Source organism: Paenibacillus sp. J22P90 (assembly GCF_059692195.1).
Genome location: NZ_JCAUAY010000015.1, coordinates 41,346 through 59,352, shown reverse-complemented (window position 1 = coordinate 59,352; position 18,007 = coordinate 41,346). Strand labels below are relative to the sequence as shown.

15 protein-coding genes and 2 pseudogenes are annotated in these 18,007 nt (G+C 38.3%); 4 read left to right on the top strand and 13 right to left on the bottom strand.

Annotated features, from left to right (window positions below; genetic code table 11):
• Window positions 1-3: 3 nt before the first annotated feature.
• The 3 genes from AC58UX_RS30790 to AC58UX_RS30780 all read right to left on the bottom strand — a co-directional run bounded on the left by AC58UX_RS30790 (window position 4) and on the right by AC58UX_RS30780 (window position 4,051).
• Entirely contained in the window at window positions 4-1,173 is a 1,170-nt protein-coding gene (locus AC58UX_RS30790; RefSeq protein WP_497259896.1) for a HEAT repeat domain-containing protein, read from the bottom strand.
• 18 nt (window positions 1,174-1,191) lie between these two features.
• A complete protein-coding gene (locus tag AC58UX_RS30785; protein ID WP_497259895.1) occupies window positions 1,192-3,429 on the bottom strand; it encodes a hypothetical protein in 2,238 nt (745 codons plus the stop codon).
• A 328-nt stretch (window positions 3,430-3,757) separates the two neighbouring features.
• Window positions 3,758-4,051 (bottom strand): hypothetical protein, encoded by a 294-nt coding sequence (locus AC58UX_RS30780; protein WP_497259894.1) that lies wholly within the window; start codon window positions 4,049-4,051, stop codon window positions 3,758-3,760.
• Window positions 4,052-4,242: 191 nt separating this feature from the next.
• Here AC58UX_RS30780 and AC58UX_RS30775 point away from each other — a divergent pair, with 191 nt between their 5' ends.
• Window positions 4,243-4,569 (top strand): helix-turn-helix domain-containing protein, encoded by a 327-nt coding sequence (locus tag AC58UX_RS30775; protein WP_497259893.1) that lies wholly within the window; start codon window positions 4,243-4,245, stop codon window positions 4,567-4,569.
• A gap of 433 nt (window positions 4,570-5,002) precedes the next feature.
• Here AC58UX_RS30775 and AC58UX_RS30770 read toward each other — a convergent pair whose 3' ends face one another.
• From AC58UX_RS30770 to AC58UX_RS30730, 9 genes are all read right to left on the bottom strand, one after another.
• A complete protein-coding gene (locus AC58UX_RS30770) occupies window positions 5,003-5,506 on the bottom strand; it encodes a hypothetical protein (RefSeq protein ID WP_497259892.1) in 504 nt (167 codons plus the stop codon).
• 96 nt (window positions 5,507-5,602) lie between these two features.
• Window positions 5,603-6,634, bottom strand: coding sequence for a hypothetical protein (locus AC58UX_RS30765; protein WP_497259891.1), 1,032 nt, complete (start codon window positions 6,632-6,634; stop codon window positions 5,603-5,605).
• 486 nt (window positions 6,635-7,120) lie between these two features.
• Window positions 7,121-7,366: a hypothetical protein gene (locus AC58UX_RS30760; RefSeq protein ID WP_497259890.1), complete on the bottom strand. Its 246-nt coding sequence runs from the start codon at window positions 7,364-7,366 to the stop codon at window positions 7,121-7,123.
• Window positions 7,367-7,449: 83 nt separating this feature from the next.
• The gene (locus AC58UX_RS30755) at window positions 7,450-7,857 is read right to left on the bottom strand and encodes a hypothetical protein (protein ID WP_497259889.1); all 408 of its coding nucleotides are present in this window, start codon (window positions 7,855-7,857) and stop codon (window positions 7,450-7,452) included.
• Window positions 7,858-8,092: 235 nt separating this feature from the next.
• Window positions 8,093-9,304 carry a hypothetical protein gene (locus AC58UX_RS30750; RefSeq protein ID WP_497259888.1) on the bottom strand — a complete coding sequence of 404 codons (1,212 nt, stop codon included), beginning with the start codon at window positions 9,302-9,304 and terminating at the stop codon, window positions 8,093-8,095.
• Window positions 9,305-9,435: 131 nt separating this feature from the next.
• A complete protein-coding gene (locus tag AC58UX_RS30745; RefSeq protein ID WP_497259887.1) occupies window positions 9,436-10,833 on the bottom strand; it encodes a DUF2779 domain-containing protein in 1,398 nt (465 codons plus the stop codon).
• Between the two features lie 551 nt (window positions 10,834-11,384).
• Window positions 11,385-11,804 carry a hypothetical protein gene (locus AC58UX_RS30740; RefSeq protein ID WP_497259886.1) on the bottom strand — a complete coding sequence of 140 codons (420 nt, stop codon included), beginning with the start codon at window positions 11,802-11,804 and terminating at the stop codon, window positions 11,385-11,387.
• 306 nt (window positions 11,805-12,110) lie between these two features.
• Window positions 12,111-12,443: a helix-turn-helix domain-containing protein gene (locus AC58UX_RS30735; protein ID WP_497259885.1), complete on the bottom strand. Its 333-nt coding sequence runs from the start codon at window positions 12,441-12,443 to the stop codon at window positions 12,111-12,113.
• 196 nt (window positions 12,444-12,639) lie between these two features.
• Window positions 12,640-12,987 carry a hypothetical protein gene (locus tag AC58UX_RS30730; RefSeq protein WP_497259884.1) on the bottom strand — a complete coding sequence of 116 codons (348 nt, stop codon included), beginning with the start codon at window positions 12,985-12,987 and terminating at the stop codon, window positions 12,640-12,642.
• 620 nt (window positions 12,988-13,607) lie between these two features.
• Between AC58UX_RS30730 and AC58UX_RS30725 the strand changes: the two genes are divergently transcribed.
• Window positions 13,608-15,848 carry a DUF262 domain-containing protein gene (locus tag AC58UX_RS30725; protein ID WP_497259883.1) on the top strand — a complete coding sequence of 747 codons (2,241 nt, stop codon included), beginning with the start codon at window positions 13,608-13,610 and terminating at the stop codon, window positions 15,846-15,848.
• 370 nt (window positions 15,849-16,218) lie between these two features.
• On the opposite strand, the gene AC58UX_RS30720 is transcribed toward AC58UX_RS30725, so the two are convergent.
• Window positions 16,219-16,359: a hypothetical protein gene (locus AC58UX_RS30720; RefSeq protein ID WP_497259882.1), complete on the bottom strand. Its 141-nt coding sequence runs from the start codon at window positions 16,357-16,359 to the stop codon at window positions 16,219-16,221.
• Between the two features lie 617 nt (window positions 16,360-16,976).
• On the opposite strand from AC58UX_RS30720, the pseudogene AC58UX_RS30715 reads away from it, so the two are divergent.
• Together AC58UX_RS30715 and AC58UX_RS30710 are read left to right on the top strand one after the other, a co-directional pair.
• A pseudogene (locus AC58UX_RS30715) lies at window positions 16,977-17,210 on the top strand (helix-turn-helix domain-containing protein); the annotation flags it as partial.
• Window positions 17,211-17,300: 90 nt separating this feature from the next.
• Window positions 17,301-17,423: pseudogene (locus AC58UX_RS30710) on the top strand (IS3 family transposase); the annotation flags it as partial.
• Between the last annotated feature and the right edge of the window lie 584 nt (window positions 17,424-18,007).

The following is an 18,007-nucleotide window of genomic DNA, read 5'->3' as shown; positions in this document are numbered from 1 at the left end:
CTCCTATACAACACGATATATACGTTTTGACCTGTGAAATACTTTGTCATAGGTGTACATGAGTAGGTTATACTGCATGAGCTTATCCCAATTGTGCAGCTGCATAGACAGATGCTTGATCTCATCATCAATCAGCTGCTGCATGAACTGCCCGCGTTCCTTACCTTGAACCGCTGCTGCACTCTCACAAAGCGCCACCATACCTTCTTCTCCCAAACGGAGCAACCCTTTGGCCGATGCATACACGATTCGCTGATCGGCGTCGCTCAGACTGGATTTCATCAGCTCGATGTAAGCCGTATTTTTGATGTCGGCCAAAGCCTCTATCGTCAATCGACGAATGCCCAGATTGGGATGACTCAGCAGCTTGCTAACAACGTTTCTAGGCAGCAGACGGGAGCTTTTCAGGTACAAATCCACCGCTTTGATTTGAATGTCTTCGTGCTTGGAGTCCATGAGACGATAAACCGCAGAAGCAGCTGCCGGATCGGTGTAGACATTGAGCCCAATCAGCCCAATCCGAACGTAAGCTGGATCCTGACGACTCACATAGCTCGTGTACAAGGAACCTGCATCCACTTCCGAATCGGCGATCATATCCACAATCAGCTCGTAGCATTTCTTGTTGTGCTGAAGTAGAATCTGAACCATAGCTTCGAGATCCTGCTGGCTGCGGGCACACTTGGCGACAGCTCGGGCCACCACAAACAGAGACGAATCGAGCGGATGCTCCTTTAACATACCCAGTAATGCTGGCACCGCCGCCTTCACCCGCATGCATCCTAAATGATACGCGGCGTCCAGATTCACCCGATAAGATCGGCTGATAAAACGTTCCATATGGTGCTGCACGAGCCCCAGATCTACGCAAAGCTGGGCCAGCTTGTGCCGCTGTTCGCCTGAGAAGATTTCCATCATATCATTCAGCTTCTCCTGCATGGCCTCCCTTTCTACCGGGTTCATCTTCCAGGGAGGGACCCTTAAAGGCTCCATCCCATCCAGATTAGCTTGCACATAAGTTAGGTAATCCTTAAACTTCGTTTGGAATCGGTCGTTCAATTTTCTCCTTCTTATACTTCTCACCTTGATGGCATAAATGATGACCACACAAACCAGATTAAAAGCCAAAATAATATATAACGCTTGTATGGCTGCATTCAGATTGGTGTACACACTTGCACTCTCCTCTTTTTAGCTACCCGATGGATTGGTAGGGGGAACGGGTCCTTTGATCTTATGCAACGCATCTTTCATGATGTAGTAGCTTTGCTTCGGTCGTTCCACGTATTGCACCTTATCCTCCCAGCCCGGCCATGTGTATAGCGGCATTGTTGAGACTGGAATTGGCTGCACTGCAGCGGTGTTGTCCCGGCCGACGACTTGGTCTTGCTTCACAATCCACGGAACAAAACGAACTCCTTTCACATGCGTCATTTCAAATTTGTTCTTGCTCGGCTGGGTGTAGTTGATGACGCTGAGAGAGCTTGGATCGCTGAATCCCAGCAGCATCCACGGGATGCGCATTTCGAGCACCTGCCCCTGAACCTGCCACATCGCCTTCGAATTGTAGTCGGGACGCGCTGGATCGCTGTAGCCTCTTTCTAAAATGCCAACCTCCACATCCCCGAAAGGGTGGTTCACCCGGGAGTCGGGATATTCCAGCAGATAATTGACCGCTAGCTTCCATGGCTTGAAAATCCCCGAGTCATCCTGCTTTTCCTTCGGATCGATGTCCGGCAGTCCGGAACGTTCGTACAATCGGGCATGGATATCGTAATTGTCAGCGATCATCATGCGTCCTTTATTTTCGTCCGACAGCTCGATTAATGTTTCCAATCCTTCATCAAGTGTCATGCCGTGAAGCTCCGCTCCGTGGCGATTACCGCCGGGCAGCGTATCCGCCCCGAAATAGATGCTTTCCTTTGACGGGTCGAACGGCTCAGATAGCTTGGCCTGTAAATACAGGTAGCCTTCGTCATGCGTGGCCCAAATCTCCTCAAAGCCAGGAGCTTGCACATCAAGCTTCGTCTTATCCTTCAGCTTGTTCCAATCCGAGGCATCCCCATCGATGAAGAGTTTATTGTCTTTACTCGGGAACATCCCGAGTACCCCGAAAAAGGACTCGTTCGTCAGCGTGTTATACCAATACGCCCGGCGATCCGCTTCGTCGTAGCGTTGCGTGTTCCACGTCTTTTTGAACCATTCGTCCTGCCACGTGAATAAAATCGCCCCAGCATAGCCAGACCCATGAATCTGCTGCAGTAAATCTGCATCAATCTCTCCCTGCTGCTTCTCGCTATGACCGCCTTGATCGCGGCCGAGTGTGCCCAAATGGGCTACGCCTACGGATGCCGGCACACCATATTCCGTAACCATGACCGGCAGATTGGGATGTGCTGCTTTTAACTTATTCAGGTAGGTGAGGTAACTATCTGGTTCTCCTCTGCTGTTGGTCATTTCCTGGAATGACTTATCAAAGGCAAAGAAATCCGGATAATACGGGTACACATGATACGAGGCAAAGTAGCCCGCCTCCCAATTCACTGCCTCAATATGCGTTGGATCGACACTAACCATGTCCTCTTCAACCAACGGCTCGCCTGGATGCGCAATCGGATCCGTCGTCACCCAATTGGCAAAAGCCATCGGATGCTGCCAGCCATACTGAATTTCTGTTTGCGCCGCTGTGTCGACCATCAGGGCCAGCCACTTTTCAAAAGCGTTCGCCCCCGGCTTATTGCGGAAATATTTCCCCACATAGTCTGGGGTATCCTTGTGCAAATCATTGGTCCCCTTCACCATCTTCGGATCCCATTCCGTCCCGACGATCCAGCCCATCAGATACGGACCTGCATTATATTTGTAGGTACCTCCTGCTTTACCCGAGTGAGGCTCGGGTGTGAGCGTCGTCTGGCCATAAACCGCCGCAACCGCGTCTTTAATCTCTTGCTCGAATTTCTCCTTAATCTTGGGATCATAGGCATCTTGCCCTTCAATCAGCTGTTCCTCGGGACTCCATATGCCCTGAAGGAAGAAAAGCGGATTTTCCTGATGCTTCATATTGTATTTGTTGAGCGCCTCGTAAAACTCGGGCATCATGATCGTATACACCCGGATCACATTCGCTCCCATGTCCTGAATCATGCCGAACCATCTCTCATATTCGTCCTCCGAAACGGCCAGTTCACCAGGAAAATGTCCAGGGATCGTCGCCCCCATATTAATCCCCTTGGCAAAATAGGGCTGCCAGGCTTCATTCGTGTATTCTTCGACATTCATTCCTTGTGTCCTAAACTTCACATGTATGCCGTCAGCCAACGTCGTGCTTTCAATTCTGACCAACAACGGCCGCAGCCAATAATAAAAAGCACCGGCTACAATTGCGATGATAAGTCCTATCTTTATCAATAATTTCGGCCATGAGCGCATCCTATTCACCTTCGATAATTTGCTAAGTTCTGCTGTCTATTGCCATGGTACGACAGGAAAGTGCAATTGTCTGTTTTCAAAGTGTTAAACATTGTGAGCAAATTAAGGGCATTGTGTTCGATATTTGAAATGTGTTATCGGTTGTTTAGAAGATTGTGAGAGGATTGTTAACAGGGGTTGAGATTGTGTAAATTGGGGCTAAAAAGTAAAAAGCACCTGATTTGGGCATCAGGTGTTCTTCGAACTAAACTATTCATTTCGTATTTAATGAAGCAACTCTCCGTACCCGCTCCGTGCTACCTTTCCCCCACATCATGATTTGAGGAAATTAATTGGAATGCAAAGTGGCGCTGAGTAGATCGGCTTGCAGCTGCAACTCGTTGAGCTTGTGCTCGAGGATCCCCTTTTCGAACCTGACGTGGAGCAGCTCCGTGTCTAGATCCTGTGCCATCGTGTGGATTGTCGTGACGATATCCTCGGCAGTGAGGATGTGAATAGAATCGGCGTGACGGGAGATATATTCAAGTAGGATGTCGATGCAATCTTTGCAGAGAGAGATTCTTTGCGTGAGCGTGGCTTCTTCTTGGATGATGTTTTGGAGTTGGGTTTGGATGGGGTGCATGGGATCGCCTCCGGGTACTTATTAGATAATGTTTAATTTACTTCATTTGTGTACACCATAAAAGGTGTATTGTTAACACATTTAACTTATAAGTGTAATTATGAATATTATACACTCAAGTAGGTCTGTTTGCTATATGAATTAAAACCTACTCTATTAATGAGGTGGTTAGTTTGGGGAACTTACGGAGCTTGGTCGGTAAACAAATTAGAATGATACGAAAACAAAGAGGACTTTCTCAAGAGAAACTCGGAGAATTGGCACAATTAAAGAATTCGTATATTGGGGATGTCGAAAGGGGCGCCCGAAACATCTCTCTTGATTCATTGGAGAAGATAGTTGCTGCACTTGATACAGATCTCGGGGCTTTCTTCAAATTTAACGAGATTGATATTACATCGGATGATATCGATAAAATGGAAGCTTTAGAAGTTCATAAACAATTTCTTGAGGATCGAACAATTGATGAGATTAAACTTATACATAAGATAACAAAAGATATTCTCCAGAAAAAATAAAGAACGACTTCGGAGATTTCGAGGTCGTTCTTTATTTTTTCCAATTAATTAAATTACACATGTACTGTATGCGGAAACATAGGCTATTTGGTTTATATCTGCCACTGTACCCCAAAGTCTTGATTTATAAGGGTTTTCTCGAATCGAGTATGGTTTTGTTTGTTTGCCGTTCGATAGAAAATGACTGCCTTCGTCCCCATTCCGTCCCCAAATAATCAATCTGTTTATTCTTTTATAAATCTAAATAAGTTGGGTTTGGAATATAACCGATTGTAGTGAACATCTGAAACGCTGTTTCGTATATTTTATGATCGTAGTTGAGAACTTTCACAGAATTATTAATAAACTCACCTAAACCTTGCAAGGTGATACCCTTGATCTTTATCGCTGGGGTATCACCTTGCAAAGAATACTATGATCGTTCCTGTTGCTCCTAGACTTCTTCGTCCTTACAATTTTTAATTTCCTCGATAGTTTGTTCTACTACTTCCTCGACTATGCTCATGTCCCACCGATCAATGAATGGTGTTTCAAAATATTCCTTCATGTTACTTAGCAGGCGATTTTCAATTTCTTCAGGACTAATGTGCGTTAAAATCTTTTCTATTTGGTTTACGCATGTTTCATAAAAGGCTACCGGAAATTGTAAGTAAACTTCGTCCTGTTCGCATATATTTTCGATAATATCTATTTCCGACATAATGTCATGATAATCTCTAAGTTGCAGGGAAATCTCCGATGGATCCTTTCCAAGGGTGTCCGTCATAGAATATATTCCACAATATGCCGAGCTCGTCAGAAGATAAGAATCCCTTATATATTTTTTCAGTCTTTCCAGTGGGTGAAGATTTTCATATTTCTCCGTATGAAGAACGATCTGCTTTCCACAGTTACAATTGTTTCGTGGACATTTTATGCCAACTAGGTATTCCGACATAAGAGAACCTCCATTTATAATTTATATTGCGTCCTATAGTGGGAATTTTAGATTTTGATGATAATATTAATGAAAACGCTTCTGTGATCCATTATCCTACTCTGTGAACGGCAATGGACTAGTTGGCCTAATTAAATCAATCACATTTACTGCATAATTAACAATGTCGTCCGCATAATACAGACCAGGTTGTTCTCCCCTATCATTTTTAAATTGTTCAAATTGCTCCGTTATCTTTCCATCTATAGTAAATGGCACAGGGATCAGAAGTTCCTTATATCCCTCATCCTCACGGATTACACAAGTAATGTACAAAATTCTGTTGAACCCTTCCCTTTGAAATACCTCTGACAGAGTAAGATACATCCCTTCGATCTCTTTTATTTCATTGGAAATATTCGTTACCAGTAACCCCTCCGGTATAGAGATGTAGATACAATTTGGGTCCAGGTTAATATTTCGACTTTTCACATCACGCGCATGCTTTATCAACACTGCTTTTGCTATATCGGACGAGCATTCTACTGAAAACTTGCCTTTTTGATAATAAGAAACCGTAACAAAAATTGACATAACTTTCACATGATTATCCAGAATTTTTTGTATTTCCATTCTCTTTTCAGCAACATTCGTTAAATTTAATATTCTTTCTTTAAAGTAATCAACATTGCTCGTCTTACGGGGATCAAGACGATTTATTAAGGTTTCGTAAAAATCCACCCCAAATAAATCGTCCAGGTTACGTTTAAGAAAATCAAAGTGTCTGCTACTGTTTTGGGCTTTAAAGAGATTTTTATTCTTTAATTGAAACTCCTGAAGAGTTAAGCCCTTGAAACGAGTGTCGGCGTTCATCAAATTACCTTTGGATACTGCCACATTTATGGCTTTTTCGCTGGCTTCCCACACACGATATCCCCATAAAACCTCATCTTTTTCAACAAAACGGAATAAATAGCTAAAGCTTTTGGTGGCAGTGGTAGTTATATTTTCAATTTGATGGCCCTTTTTGGAGACAATTGCACTCCATGCCCTATTTTCTTCTTTTAAAAAAAGATCAGTTACTTGATCTCCAACATAAAATTCAAAAATAAAATGCGTTTTGAGTTCAATAACATGATTTAGTTTCACCGTGCCCACTCCCTTTTGTAAAATTAGATATTACACATAAACATGTTTCTCAAGAATCATTTCTATTTTATTAGCCCATTCCACCAGTACCATCTTGCCATGTAGGTGGGAGGATAAAGTAATTCGGTTTTTTAGGTTCGTTACGGCACATAATCTGGTTGTGACCGCTGTGTATCTTCTACAGTTTACAGTATTCTATCAAGAACACGTCCAGGTATGCTAAAAGCGGCTTTACATGGAGGGGGTGCATAATAGGCTGATTTGCCTTAGCAATGACCCGAATTACGGGAATAGCCGATCAATATGCCCGTAGAGCTCCACTTACAGCCGCGCATCAAAGTTTGATAGATCCATTTTGAGAGTTTACATAAAATTCTTGACGACTCTAAATTATTTCAAATTGCTTCTGACGAGTAACCATGCTCTTGATGGACTAAAAAGAGCCACTCCTCGAACTACTAAATCCAATCCGGGGTATAATGCTTTCTAAATTTCTTGGGTAAGTATTAGCCCAGTAATATAGGGTAATCTTTGTTTTTTAGCATACTTTGCTATTTCTGTTTGATTTACAACTCCAACTATATCTTGAACATTACCAACATTAAAGGAGTGGTCAAAATCACACTTAGCTTTCCAGACATTTGTCCAGACGTTATTTTGACCTGACCTACCAATTAAATATACTGTGTTACTAGCGAGTTCCTTTTCAGCATAAATGACTTCGTGATCCATTTACATTCCTCCTCATAATTGCCAAATTTTAATCTTGGAAAAAAGCTGGTCTCCAATTAAATTAGAAGGCCACAACCTGGGCTTCAGTTTTCCATGTATTCGATAACATGATGATTATCAATTTTTACTGCTATATTGTACTCCACATCATTTTTGATATTATAGCTATCATAACTTCTATAAAAAAATTTAACATTTTGATTTATTATATCCTCCCCCCACTTAAGAGGGATTAGTATCTGATTAATAAACGGCCTAATGTATCCCTCCATATAGTTCGGAACATATCTTTTATTTGGCTTAATATCTTCAAATAGCACAACTTTGTAAACAGGGTCAAATTCTCCTTTTTCGTATAATTCTACCCAGCAGTTCACCACAGCTCGATCAATTACTGTAGAGAATATGAGCCCCTTTGAAACATCAAAATTACCTCTACCGTGTCTAAATGCTTCGAATAATTCTTTTTTATTAACTATAGCTGAACTCAAAGGATTCCACTCCCTTAGTATAATTGGATAGGTCGAATTAGAAGCAAATCAGCCTGTTTAATTCGTACTAGCAGTACCTGTCCTACAAGATTATATGATCATACTTTATTTTTATGTCTGCTATATCACACATCAATTTTCAATGAAAATTAGTTGATACATATAACTTAGAAGTTTCAAAACGCAATAAAGAGCAGGAATTCATCCTGCTCCTAGATCTTTTAAATGACCTCATTTAGTCATATTTAATTAAATTATCGACTCTTTTTCGTTTAATTTTAGCTGTTACCTTTCTTTTGAACTCTTCGGTTCTATATCCAAACACGGATTTATCACTATATACTTCTTTATTATTTGATACATATTTTTTCTTGCATAGTTCAGAATTCAATTTATCTTTTGTTCTATTATTGTTGTCAATGATATACAACACGTCTACACCATAATCAAAAAAAATACTTTCAAGTTGTTCAAAAGATAGTGTATTATTATCGCTAATGTGAAAGGCAACTCGCTCTGTTTCATAATCATTGATGTAGTAAAGGTTTAATTCTTTATTGTAATGTACCTGATAATCATTAAGTCTATATGCTTCGAGTTCTTCTGGTAAATTTTCAGTTTCAAATTCGGAGCTCTCACGCATTTTTTTTTCATTGTCACTTTTACAAGTTTTGAAAAAAGAACATGCATATTTACAATAATTTTCCTGCCATTCTTGTCTTGGAATGATATTTTCTTCAACGTTCCGAATTAGAGTTGCAAGTTTGTTTAAGACAATATCTTTTTCTTTGCTCTCAACCCTAAAGGGAACATGCCTCATATCTCCTTTAGGATTTTTCCCCTCCTTCTCCATTGATTCAAAAGTTAGTATAATATCATCTAAACCGAACACTAGACTATATCCCACCATTTGTGGAAGCGCTTTTTCTATTTCACTTTTCAATTCAGATCCTGTTAATTTTTCTTGTTTAAATTTGCTCTTTAAATCCCAAACCACTTCTCCCAGGCTCACTCCATCACGATCGAAGAACTGCACAATAGCATCAACTTTTCCTCTAATATCAAAATTGAACCCTTCATAAGAAAAAGATTTTTTATCCTCATATTCAATCGAAGGTACACCATCAAACTCCTTAACTTTGATGTAATAATATTGATCATCGTCGTCGTTTATCAGTTCAATTCCCTCTAATTTTTTCAGTAACTTTTGCCGACTTTTATGGATTATTTTTTCAGTATCAGACATGCGGTTAATAATTGCACTACTTTCTTTCGGAATATCCTTTTGAGTATTTTTTATTGTATAATACATTTCTCGTTGGCATTTCCCTAGGTCTGATGCATTAAAGCTATAAGTTCCTTCTTTAAGATATGAAATTTCTCTGTTTTTTTGTAGGTTTAAATAATATTGGTTAATAATATTTTCAAGTATCTCTTCATTTTTCATATTATGCCTCCTAATGTGTATTATTTATTTTGAATTCAAGATAATTCATGCTTCTTTCTGGTTAAATGGTTGTTGCTGCTTTTCGACTTCGACTGCTAAGAATAAGACTCAAATTGGTATCATCCAATGTCTTAAGATGTATGGCTTATACGACTACTTAATTTTTTCCATATTTTCACCATAGCATATGTATCAAGTTTGCAATAAGCAAGCAAGTCCTCTCTAATGGATGGGATTTTCTCCGAGTCTTGTTTATGTAGTGACCTATAAACTTCCATTGCCCTCGAGCCGTTTTGAATATTAAGTTTGCTATATCTCATGCTTTCATCATCAGGAAACAGAGCTGGTAATACTGCTTTTATTGAGTAACTCCCCTTCATGTCATTCAAATAGTACCAATTCTTTTGGAATGGAACCATTAAATCAAGCATGTTATCATGTATATCAATTAAATGATCCGCTAAATGAGGGAACTGCCCGCTTAAAGTTTTTAGAATTCCTTTTTCAAAGCCCATGTTGTACGCGACCGTACAGACACCCTGAGGAATGTGAGTAACAATGCTTTCCGCAATTGCTCTCCTCGGATCTGTTCCTTCTTTAGCCAAAAATTCTTTATGAATAGGTTCTGTATTATTCGATTCCAATATATGAAGTGAATATTGGAATGGAATTTGTTGATATGGTTTTACATCATCATATTGTGGAATTATTTGTTGGTAAGATTCGAAATCTAAAAAATAAAGTGGATATGAAAAGCTTGATACAAAACTGATAATTTGTTCTTTATCAAAAATAGCTATTTTCTCCTTGTAAACCTTTACTTGAGATAATTGTGATTCACTCAACTTAATATCATCCGATACTTGATCTATATTAATAACACCTTTGTAATACAAATCAAATGCCTTATTCCCAATCCGGGTAATATCAAATACTGAATACTTTGGAATATGTGACCAACATTGCTCTTTAAAGTTACACTGGAAATCATCAGATCCATACATATTACAGTACTTACCAATATCTTGATTAACTTCACTCTTTTGAACAAGGACATTGATTGAGGCAAGATCTAATGGAATAGATTCTACCTTCTGGGGTAATTCCCCCGATATTTCCTCAATTATAAACAAATCATTGATGCAGAGGTCACCATTACGAATATACGAGCTATTGAGATAAATAGCATATGTAGAAATGACGGGAATATGATGACTTACTACGTATAACTGAAATGCCATCTCATCGATATAACGCTCTTTTAGGGAAGTCGACGACTTTACCCCATAGATCTTCCATCCTTCCTCGTCGCGGTGCAATATATCACAAATAACAAGTGCATTTTCGTAAACAAAAGCAGCTCCATAAATTGTTGTTATCCCTTGAGATAACAGATGTTTCGTTTGTTCTAATAGGCTTGTCATTTCTTTTGAAAAACTCACCAAAACCCCACCGGGAAATAGGCCTCTAGCAATCTCACTAATTTCATTTCCCTTATCTAGTTCTTTGTGATGATCAAATTGATTCACTAGTTCGTGATTCTTCACAAGTAACCAAAGAGACTTTTGACACTGTTTAAAGAGAAGATAATCCGATTTTGTGATATACATAGTCTCTCCTTTGTTATAATGAAATTTTCGAATTAGTTCTGATCACATCTCAATCCAAAATATTTAAAAGTCATTAAACTAGCGTTAACTCTAAGATCTAGAGCATGTACATTAAGACGATTGTTTGCACATAATTGGTGTAACTTTAGAATTTATGAATAAATTAATTTCTCCAAAAAAATATATGCAGGTTGTATACTTTTATGTGTTTAACTCACCAATTCTTTTAAAAACACTATTCACTAAAAAGCAAGAAACTTTACCTGAATTCTTTTTGAAACCACTCTACTTGATTCAACAATCATACTCCTTTATTTTCGTCAAAGATAATTGTGGGCCTCTCTCATTTCAACGTAAAAAGGCCTAGACTTCTACAAATGTGAACTGTAGAAAATCAAAGCCTTTTCAGTTATTTTTGTCTTTAGAAATAGTATTTTGATATCTTACATTTATATAATGAAGACGAATAATTAACTCAAATAATTTTCTGCTGAATTAGTCAAAATAAATTGATATTTCTTATGGCTTTCTTCGTAAAGTAGATCCGTTGATCGGTCAATAATATGATTTACGACGATTTTAAGTTTATTTTTGAAATTACTTGAAGTTACTACTTCTTTTTGGTTCTCTGGAAAATCATCATGGCTAAAGTCTGTCATGATAAGAGCAAAAGTGCCTTCTTTTGTAGATTCTTTGGCATTTGTTGATATCTCTATATCCAAGAAAATTGTATCTTCACTTGAAGGTATTACATGGAATGAGGCCCTTAAATCACTTGATGAGTTAATTCCATATTTGAAAACAAAACTTGAAGTACCATTATTTCCATTAACCGCAATAGTTACGAATTCGAACCCAAGTTCATTTAATTGCTCGATATCTAGGTACATATGCTCACCCCTAATTTTACTAATAAGTTAATTCATAATAAATCTTGCTGAGATTCAGCTAACTTGTTTTTTAGGTGATTAACACAGTTAATTAAAACCATCTAATTTCTTTTAGAACTATTTCTTTTTCTTCCACATTAACTTTATCTATAGTGTTGTTTCTTTCAAACGATACCTCCGTCTTCAAAATGAATAGGATTGTACACACTAATTACATTATTTCGTTAGTTCCTTATATATTCCGTATTGAGGTCTCTTTATTTACTGATGGCAAACTATCGTATTCGGACGATAGAAAAAGGAGCCCTAGCAGCTCCTGTACAGTTCTAAAGAGGATTTAAGTATATACCAAGTGCCTTTGTTGTACTTAGCGATTAATTTGCCTGATTTGCACATATGCTGAATCATTCGTGCATCGAGACCGCTCATCTGTACGGCCTCCGCAACAGTGATGAGTTCGATAATTATTTCATTCGCTCTCTGATCTTCAAACACCGCATTGAAGTCATAAGTTAATGTAATAGACTCAACCTTTCCAACTTGTGCTTGACTACGCTCTTGCTGCGCTACATCGGATTGTCTAGCATTTTCCTCGTCAACCTGAGCTTTTAATTCAGTCTCTTGTTGTTCCAATACCACAATCTTGTCGTTGTCTCTCTGAGATCCTAAACTTCTTTCATTTCAGCTTCAAGGTTCTGTTGTACCTCCGCAAGCCGTTCTTGTAAAGTCATTTCAATCCTCCTTTTTATGTTTCCGTTACTTTACAATAGCCTCCGAAATCTAAAAAAAACAAACTTCCGATAATATAAACATTAACGGAAGTTTGTTTTTTGGCTCATTCTTTTTCTACTTGAAGCAATGTAATGGTCTTAACCGAAAACGTTTCTTTAATCGCAAAATCCGAAATGACGTTAAGTTTGAGCAAACTTGTAATTTTAGAGGGGTCAGATTTAGACAGCATGCGCCAGATATCCGGATCGGGCAGGGCATCGTAAAGCTTTTTATCGTCGTATTCCTTTCTGTTTTGGTATACAATCTTCACTTTATAGCTGCCAATAAGCAGTTCTGTAACATCCTTTTCTGCACAATAGGTTGTAATTTCATTGCGCAACTCCGTCAATTCTTGCTCTATCTCTTTTTGCTTTTGCTTTAATTGAAAGTATCGTTTCACCTTTTTGTCCATTGTATTCACGCTCCTCTTATAATACATATGTATGCCGAGAGAGCCGTTTTAGGACAGACTTGATAATCTCCTTGCTTTCAACTGTTATTAATTAAATAATCTATACTTCTTTGGATTATGTTTAACTTTAAGTTAATAGAGTAAATGCAATTTTCTATGGTCCTCAATTATTTTCATTTGCAAATTGAATTATTTCTTTATCTTAATTGAATATATCCATTGAGATCAATTTCCATCGTTCTGATTACTTCCTCTGCTTCCAATATTGACTCCACATAGCCTTTTCAGATGGATTGGATTCATGTTATCACCTCTTATTTCAAGAAGTATGTTTGTTGCCTTTATCCAACCACAGAAGATATTCTGTACCGGAGAGATTACTTGTAACAAAGGTTTCTAACGAAATAAAGATACTTCCACTAGTACCATCGAGGAACGCGGTAAGAGATATAGCAATACGGGATCTTTAGGTTCGTTACGACCTTGATCTGCTTATGGTTACCGTGTGCAGACCGTTCCCACTTAGAATCTATTCCCTTTCCAAAGGGATTTGGGATCAGGTAATTAACTTGTACATCTCAGCATATAATTTTCTCAGAGTAAAATTTGGGGAGGATTCTATGGGTAGAGAAATCAAGACTCTTTTTAATGATAATCTTGAAGGAAAATTAGTTTTGCCGGACTTTCAACGTGATTTTGAATGGACCCTTGAAATGCAAAAAAAATTTATCGCTTCAGTTTTAACAATGATACCAATTGGAAGTCTGTTAATCTTAGCAGGCAAAAAAGGTAGCTTCGCCACAAAACAAATGTGTTTTAACCTCGATGTAACAAATCAAAAAGATGATTGTTTATATTTACTTGATGGGCAACAAAGAATATCTTGCCTCAAAAGCGTTTTTGATGACCTTTTTGAATCTGCAGTTAAATGGACAGATAATTATGAACGTTTATACAGAGGATTAAGAAACCGATGGTTTATAAAAATCCAATACAATGAAGATGAAAACGATACGAATAATGATATATTCGGTATTAGGAATTTAAATTTTAGATCGTTAAATACATTTGAACCAGATCAGCTGTTAGGATTAATAGAAATTAAAAAAATAACAAAGAGCAACAAAACAGCGTGGTTTCATCCTGCATTTATACCAAAGGGGCTTGAAGAAGAACCAGCGATGAGTAATAAATTAAATTTTACGATAGCAAGGGAGGCAGCGAAAGAAGGATTAGTACCATTATACTCAATTTATGGCTCACTACTTTCAAATAGTAGTATTGTTCGTAGAATTGTTCCTCAACATGAATATGCATTGAAGGAAATTGCAGATGAACGAGTTAAACACTTAAAGGTAGATGTCGCTGATGGAAGAAGAAAAATTGATGATATTTTAGGTTCTATTAATCCTTTAATTTCCACCATAGAAAATGCAGAAGATGAAGAAAGTAAAAAGATATTGGAAGCGGCCTGGGCAAGTTTAATAAGTAATTGGGTAAAAGAAATAAGTGCTTTCCTAGAGGGATTACTAAGAAATACTATATACGACATTGAACTACCTTCTGATGAAATAGGTAGGGCAAACGCAATATTCGAAAGTGTTAACAAGGGAGGGACCCCCTTAAGTACATTTGATTTAATTGTAGCTAAAGCTGCACGAGACCAGTCACTAAACGATAGACCGCTAACTCAAAGAATAATTGACATGATCAATACACCTCTTGAATTAGAACCTATAGATTCTCCAAATAAAGAAATGAATCAACTCTCTCCCGAATTACTAGACCAAGTATTGGGATTAAAGCCTCAAAAATGGTTATGTAGCAATATGGGGGATTCCGATGATAACAAGAGCAAGTTACCTGGATTTTTTAAAGATCAATTTCTCAATTTGTTATCTATATTCTCCTTTTCGGCATTCGGGAAATTTGATGCACTAAAGGTGGAGCTAATAAAGAAAAATAAACACTTATCACTTACTTGTGAACAAATTAATCAAAACACCATTAAGACGGTCATCTCCCTAAAAAGAGCTTTTGCATTTTTACAATTCAGATGTGGTATCGTTAATTTTAGCAACTTGAACTATAAACTGATGCTTCTCCCTATTGCTTATATTTTAAGTGACAATAGTAATTGGAGAGATCGAAATAAACTTAGTAAGATTGAGTACTGGTATTGGGTATCCTTATTTAGTGGTGCATATAATACTGATCAAAATCAAAGGTGTATAGATGATATTAAATATTTATTTGGTTGGATAAGCGGCAGGGAAAACAAGTTTAAATTGTTTCGATCAGAAGATGTCCTAAATTTAAAAGGATACTCTGATAAAAAAGTACTAATGTTTGAGAATGAAGATAGAGAAAAAAGTGTTCCCAAAGCAATTGATTCAGGTATTCTTCAGTACATACTTAGTAAACAACCACACGACTTTCTGCCAGAGATGGAATTACGATTAAATGCTTGGGATATTGCAAATGAAGTGGAAAGAACCTACCCTAACAATAAAATTAAGACCTTAAAAATACAAGATCATCATATAATTCCTCTTGGGTCTTGTACAAAATTAGGTGAATCATCAAAGAGCATAAGAGATAACAACTCGCATATATTAAATAGCCCGCTTAATAGGACTTACATATCAGATTATTCAAACAACACAATCAAAGATAAGTCCCCTGACAACTATTTTACGGAAATATCATCTATTTCCAGATACGGGCATTGCATACCAACTAAATTGGAAAGAGTTGAAGATGAGAAAGATGAAGTATACTATAAGAGGATACTTGAACAAAGGTACGATGAACTTTTAAAAGAAATTATAACAGAACTTAAAGAATTAGAAGATCGGTAGAATCAACCGGGGACTCATCCGGGTCTCCATCTCCTCACACCACTGTAAGTACAATCCCATATACGGCGATTCGTCCAACTTGCCCCTCTGACTACATGGTTTATTAAATGAATGGCGGTTCATTACGAAGTTGATTAAGCTTGCTGGAGCTGTTCGTGCTTCACCCGTCTTTTACTTACACGTGTTCCAATTAGGAATTCTGCTATGAGTACGTATTCCGGGAAATGTTTAGCTAGTCATTCCGAAAAATATTTGTCACTCATTTCGGATATGTAAGATACTTTTCTCTTCTAGTATCCCTCTTAAAATGCTTTGCTTCAAGGAGTGATTGTCTTACGAGACATAGAAAAACGGAGAAATATATCAATGCCTAAACGGAGGGGCTAACCTTGCCACGTTCTAGAAGCTCTACGCTTTCATGCCGAATCAGGATTAAGTAAAAAAGAGCCATCGCCCGCAGTTTAACAGATGGGTTTAACTCTTTCTTGAACAGCAAGTTACCACTATTCATAACAAAAGAGCACCGACCTCTTGCAATCGGTGCCCTAGTGGAGCCGAGGGAAGATGAATATCTCTCCAACCAATTAAGCAAATTTAATACTGTCAACAGAAGTACCAACCTTAAAAAGGGGCAACAACAAAGCTAATCTTTGACGGTTTACTTCAATCTTTTATTTTTGATTGTATGGTCAAAAAACCTTTTTCCGCTAACGCTGCGCTTTTATCAATATAGCGTCCAACTAGTCGTGCTGTAGAAATGTACAGAAAATAATAATTTTCTTCTTTGCACGGGAAATTGCTACATTAAGTAAATGAGGATTTAGTAACAACTTATCATTGATCCAAATATATTGATGAGTTAAGTAGGGTATCCTTTATTGTCTTGTTAAATGTGGCGGCAAGGATTACTTGAATGGGGAATTATCTCAATACCAGATTATAGACAAGTACAAGATTACAATCCGGACGCAGCTTTCCGATTGGGTAAGGAAGTATAATAGTCATAGCAGCTTAAATGCCTACAATGAGGGAGCAAAGGCTATGACGAAGAGACGTTCAACAACTTGGCAGGAACGACTGGAGATTGTTCAATACTGACTTACACATAACCAGGACTACAGGAAGTCAGCGGAGCAACATCATGTCTCCTACCAGCAAATTTACCAGTGGGTTAAGAAATACCAGGACGGTGGACAAGATGCCCTACAGGATGGTCGAGGACGAAAAAAAGAAGATGAAGAGTTAGCCGACGCAGACCGCCAAAAGCTTGCAATGAAGAAGCTGAAGGCTGAATATGAGCGTCTACGCACAGAGATTGCATTCTTAAAAAAGTTAGACGAACTCGAAAGAAGGCGACGCTAAGTTCAATCCAACAGGAGAATATCTATCTTGCCATTCAAGACTTTCTGCGGGAAACCCAAGCCAGCGTGAAGACGCTATTTGCGTCGTAATTACCCTACTTTTGAAGAACTTCATAAGGACATAGATGCCTACATTTATTTTTACAATAACGAGCGATTGCAGGCAAAACTAAACGGCCTTAGTCCAGTGGAATTCAGGACCAAGGCCGTGTAACCGTTTTTATTATTTGTATTGTCTACTTGACGGGGTGCAGTTCACATTTAGGATAGTCCTTCATTTAAATTGGGTTGTTAGATGTTCTAATCAATAGAGTTTTAGGATTTTCCAAACGGAATCCCTCGTTTCTCATAAGATATGTATTATCCTCTCTTCCAATATGTTACTCTAGCCTTTATTTGTACCTTCTACCGCCATTCAGCAACGTAAATTTAACCGTTTATGTACTACGGTTAGCCCCACCTTATTCTAAAGCAAAAGAACCTGGCATCCACCCACTAGGTTCTTTTCAAACTTATTCCCCTGTTTCATAACCTACTCGATGACCCGCTCAACCTCATTCGTATCTAGCCCTCCTCGTTCATCGTCCATTGTAACTAACAAATTTTTATCACGTATATCCGTTATGTCTGTACCAAGCTATTCCCTTCCTACCGCGGCGAATATTTTTCCGGAAATCAAGTCGCGCTGCACGGTGACAGATCCGGACATTTTTCTAGACCTCCGTATTCGCTGAGAAGCTGGGCGAGATTTCTAATTCTCCTCTGTTCTGATGAGAAATCCCCTCCTAGTCAACCAAG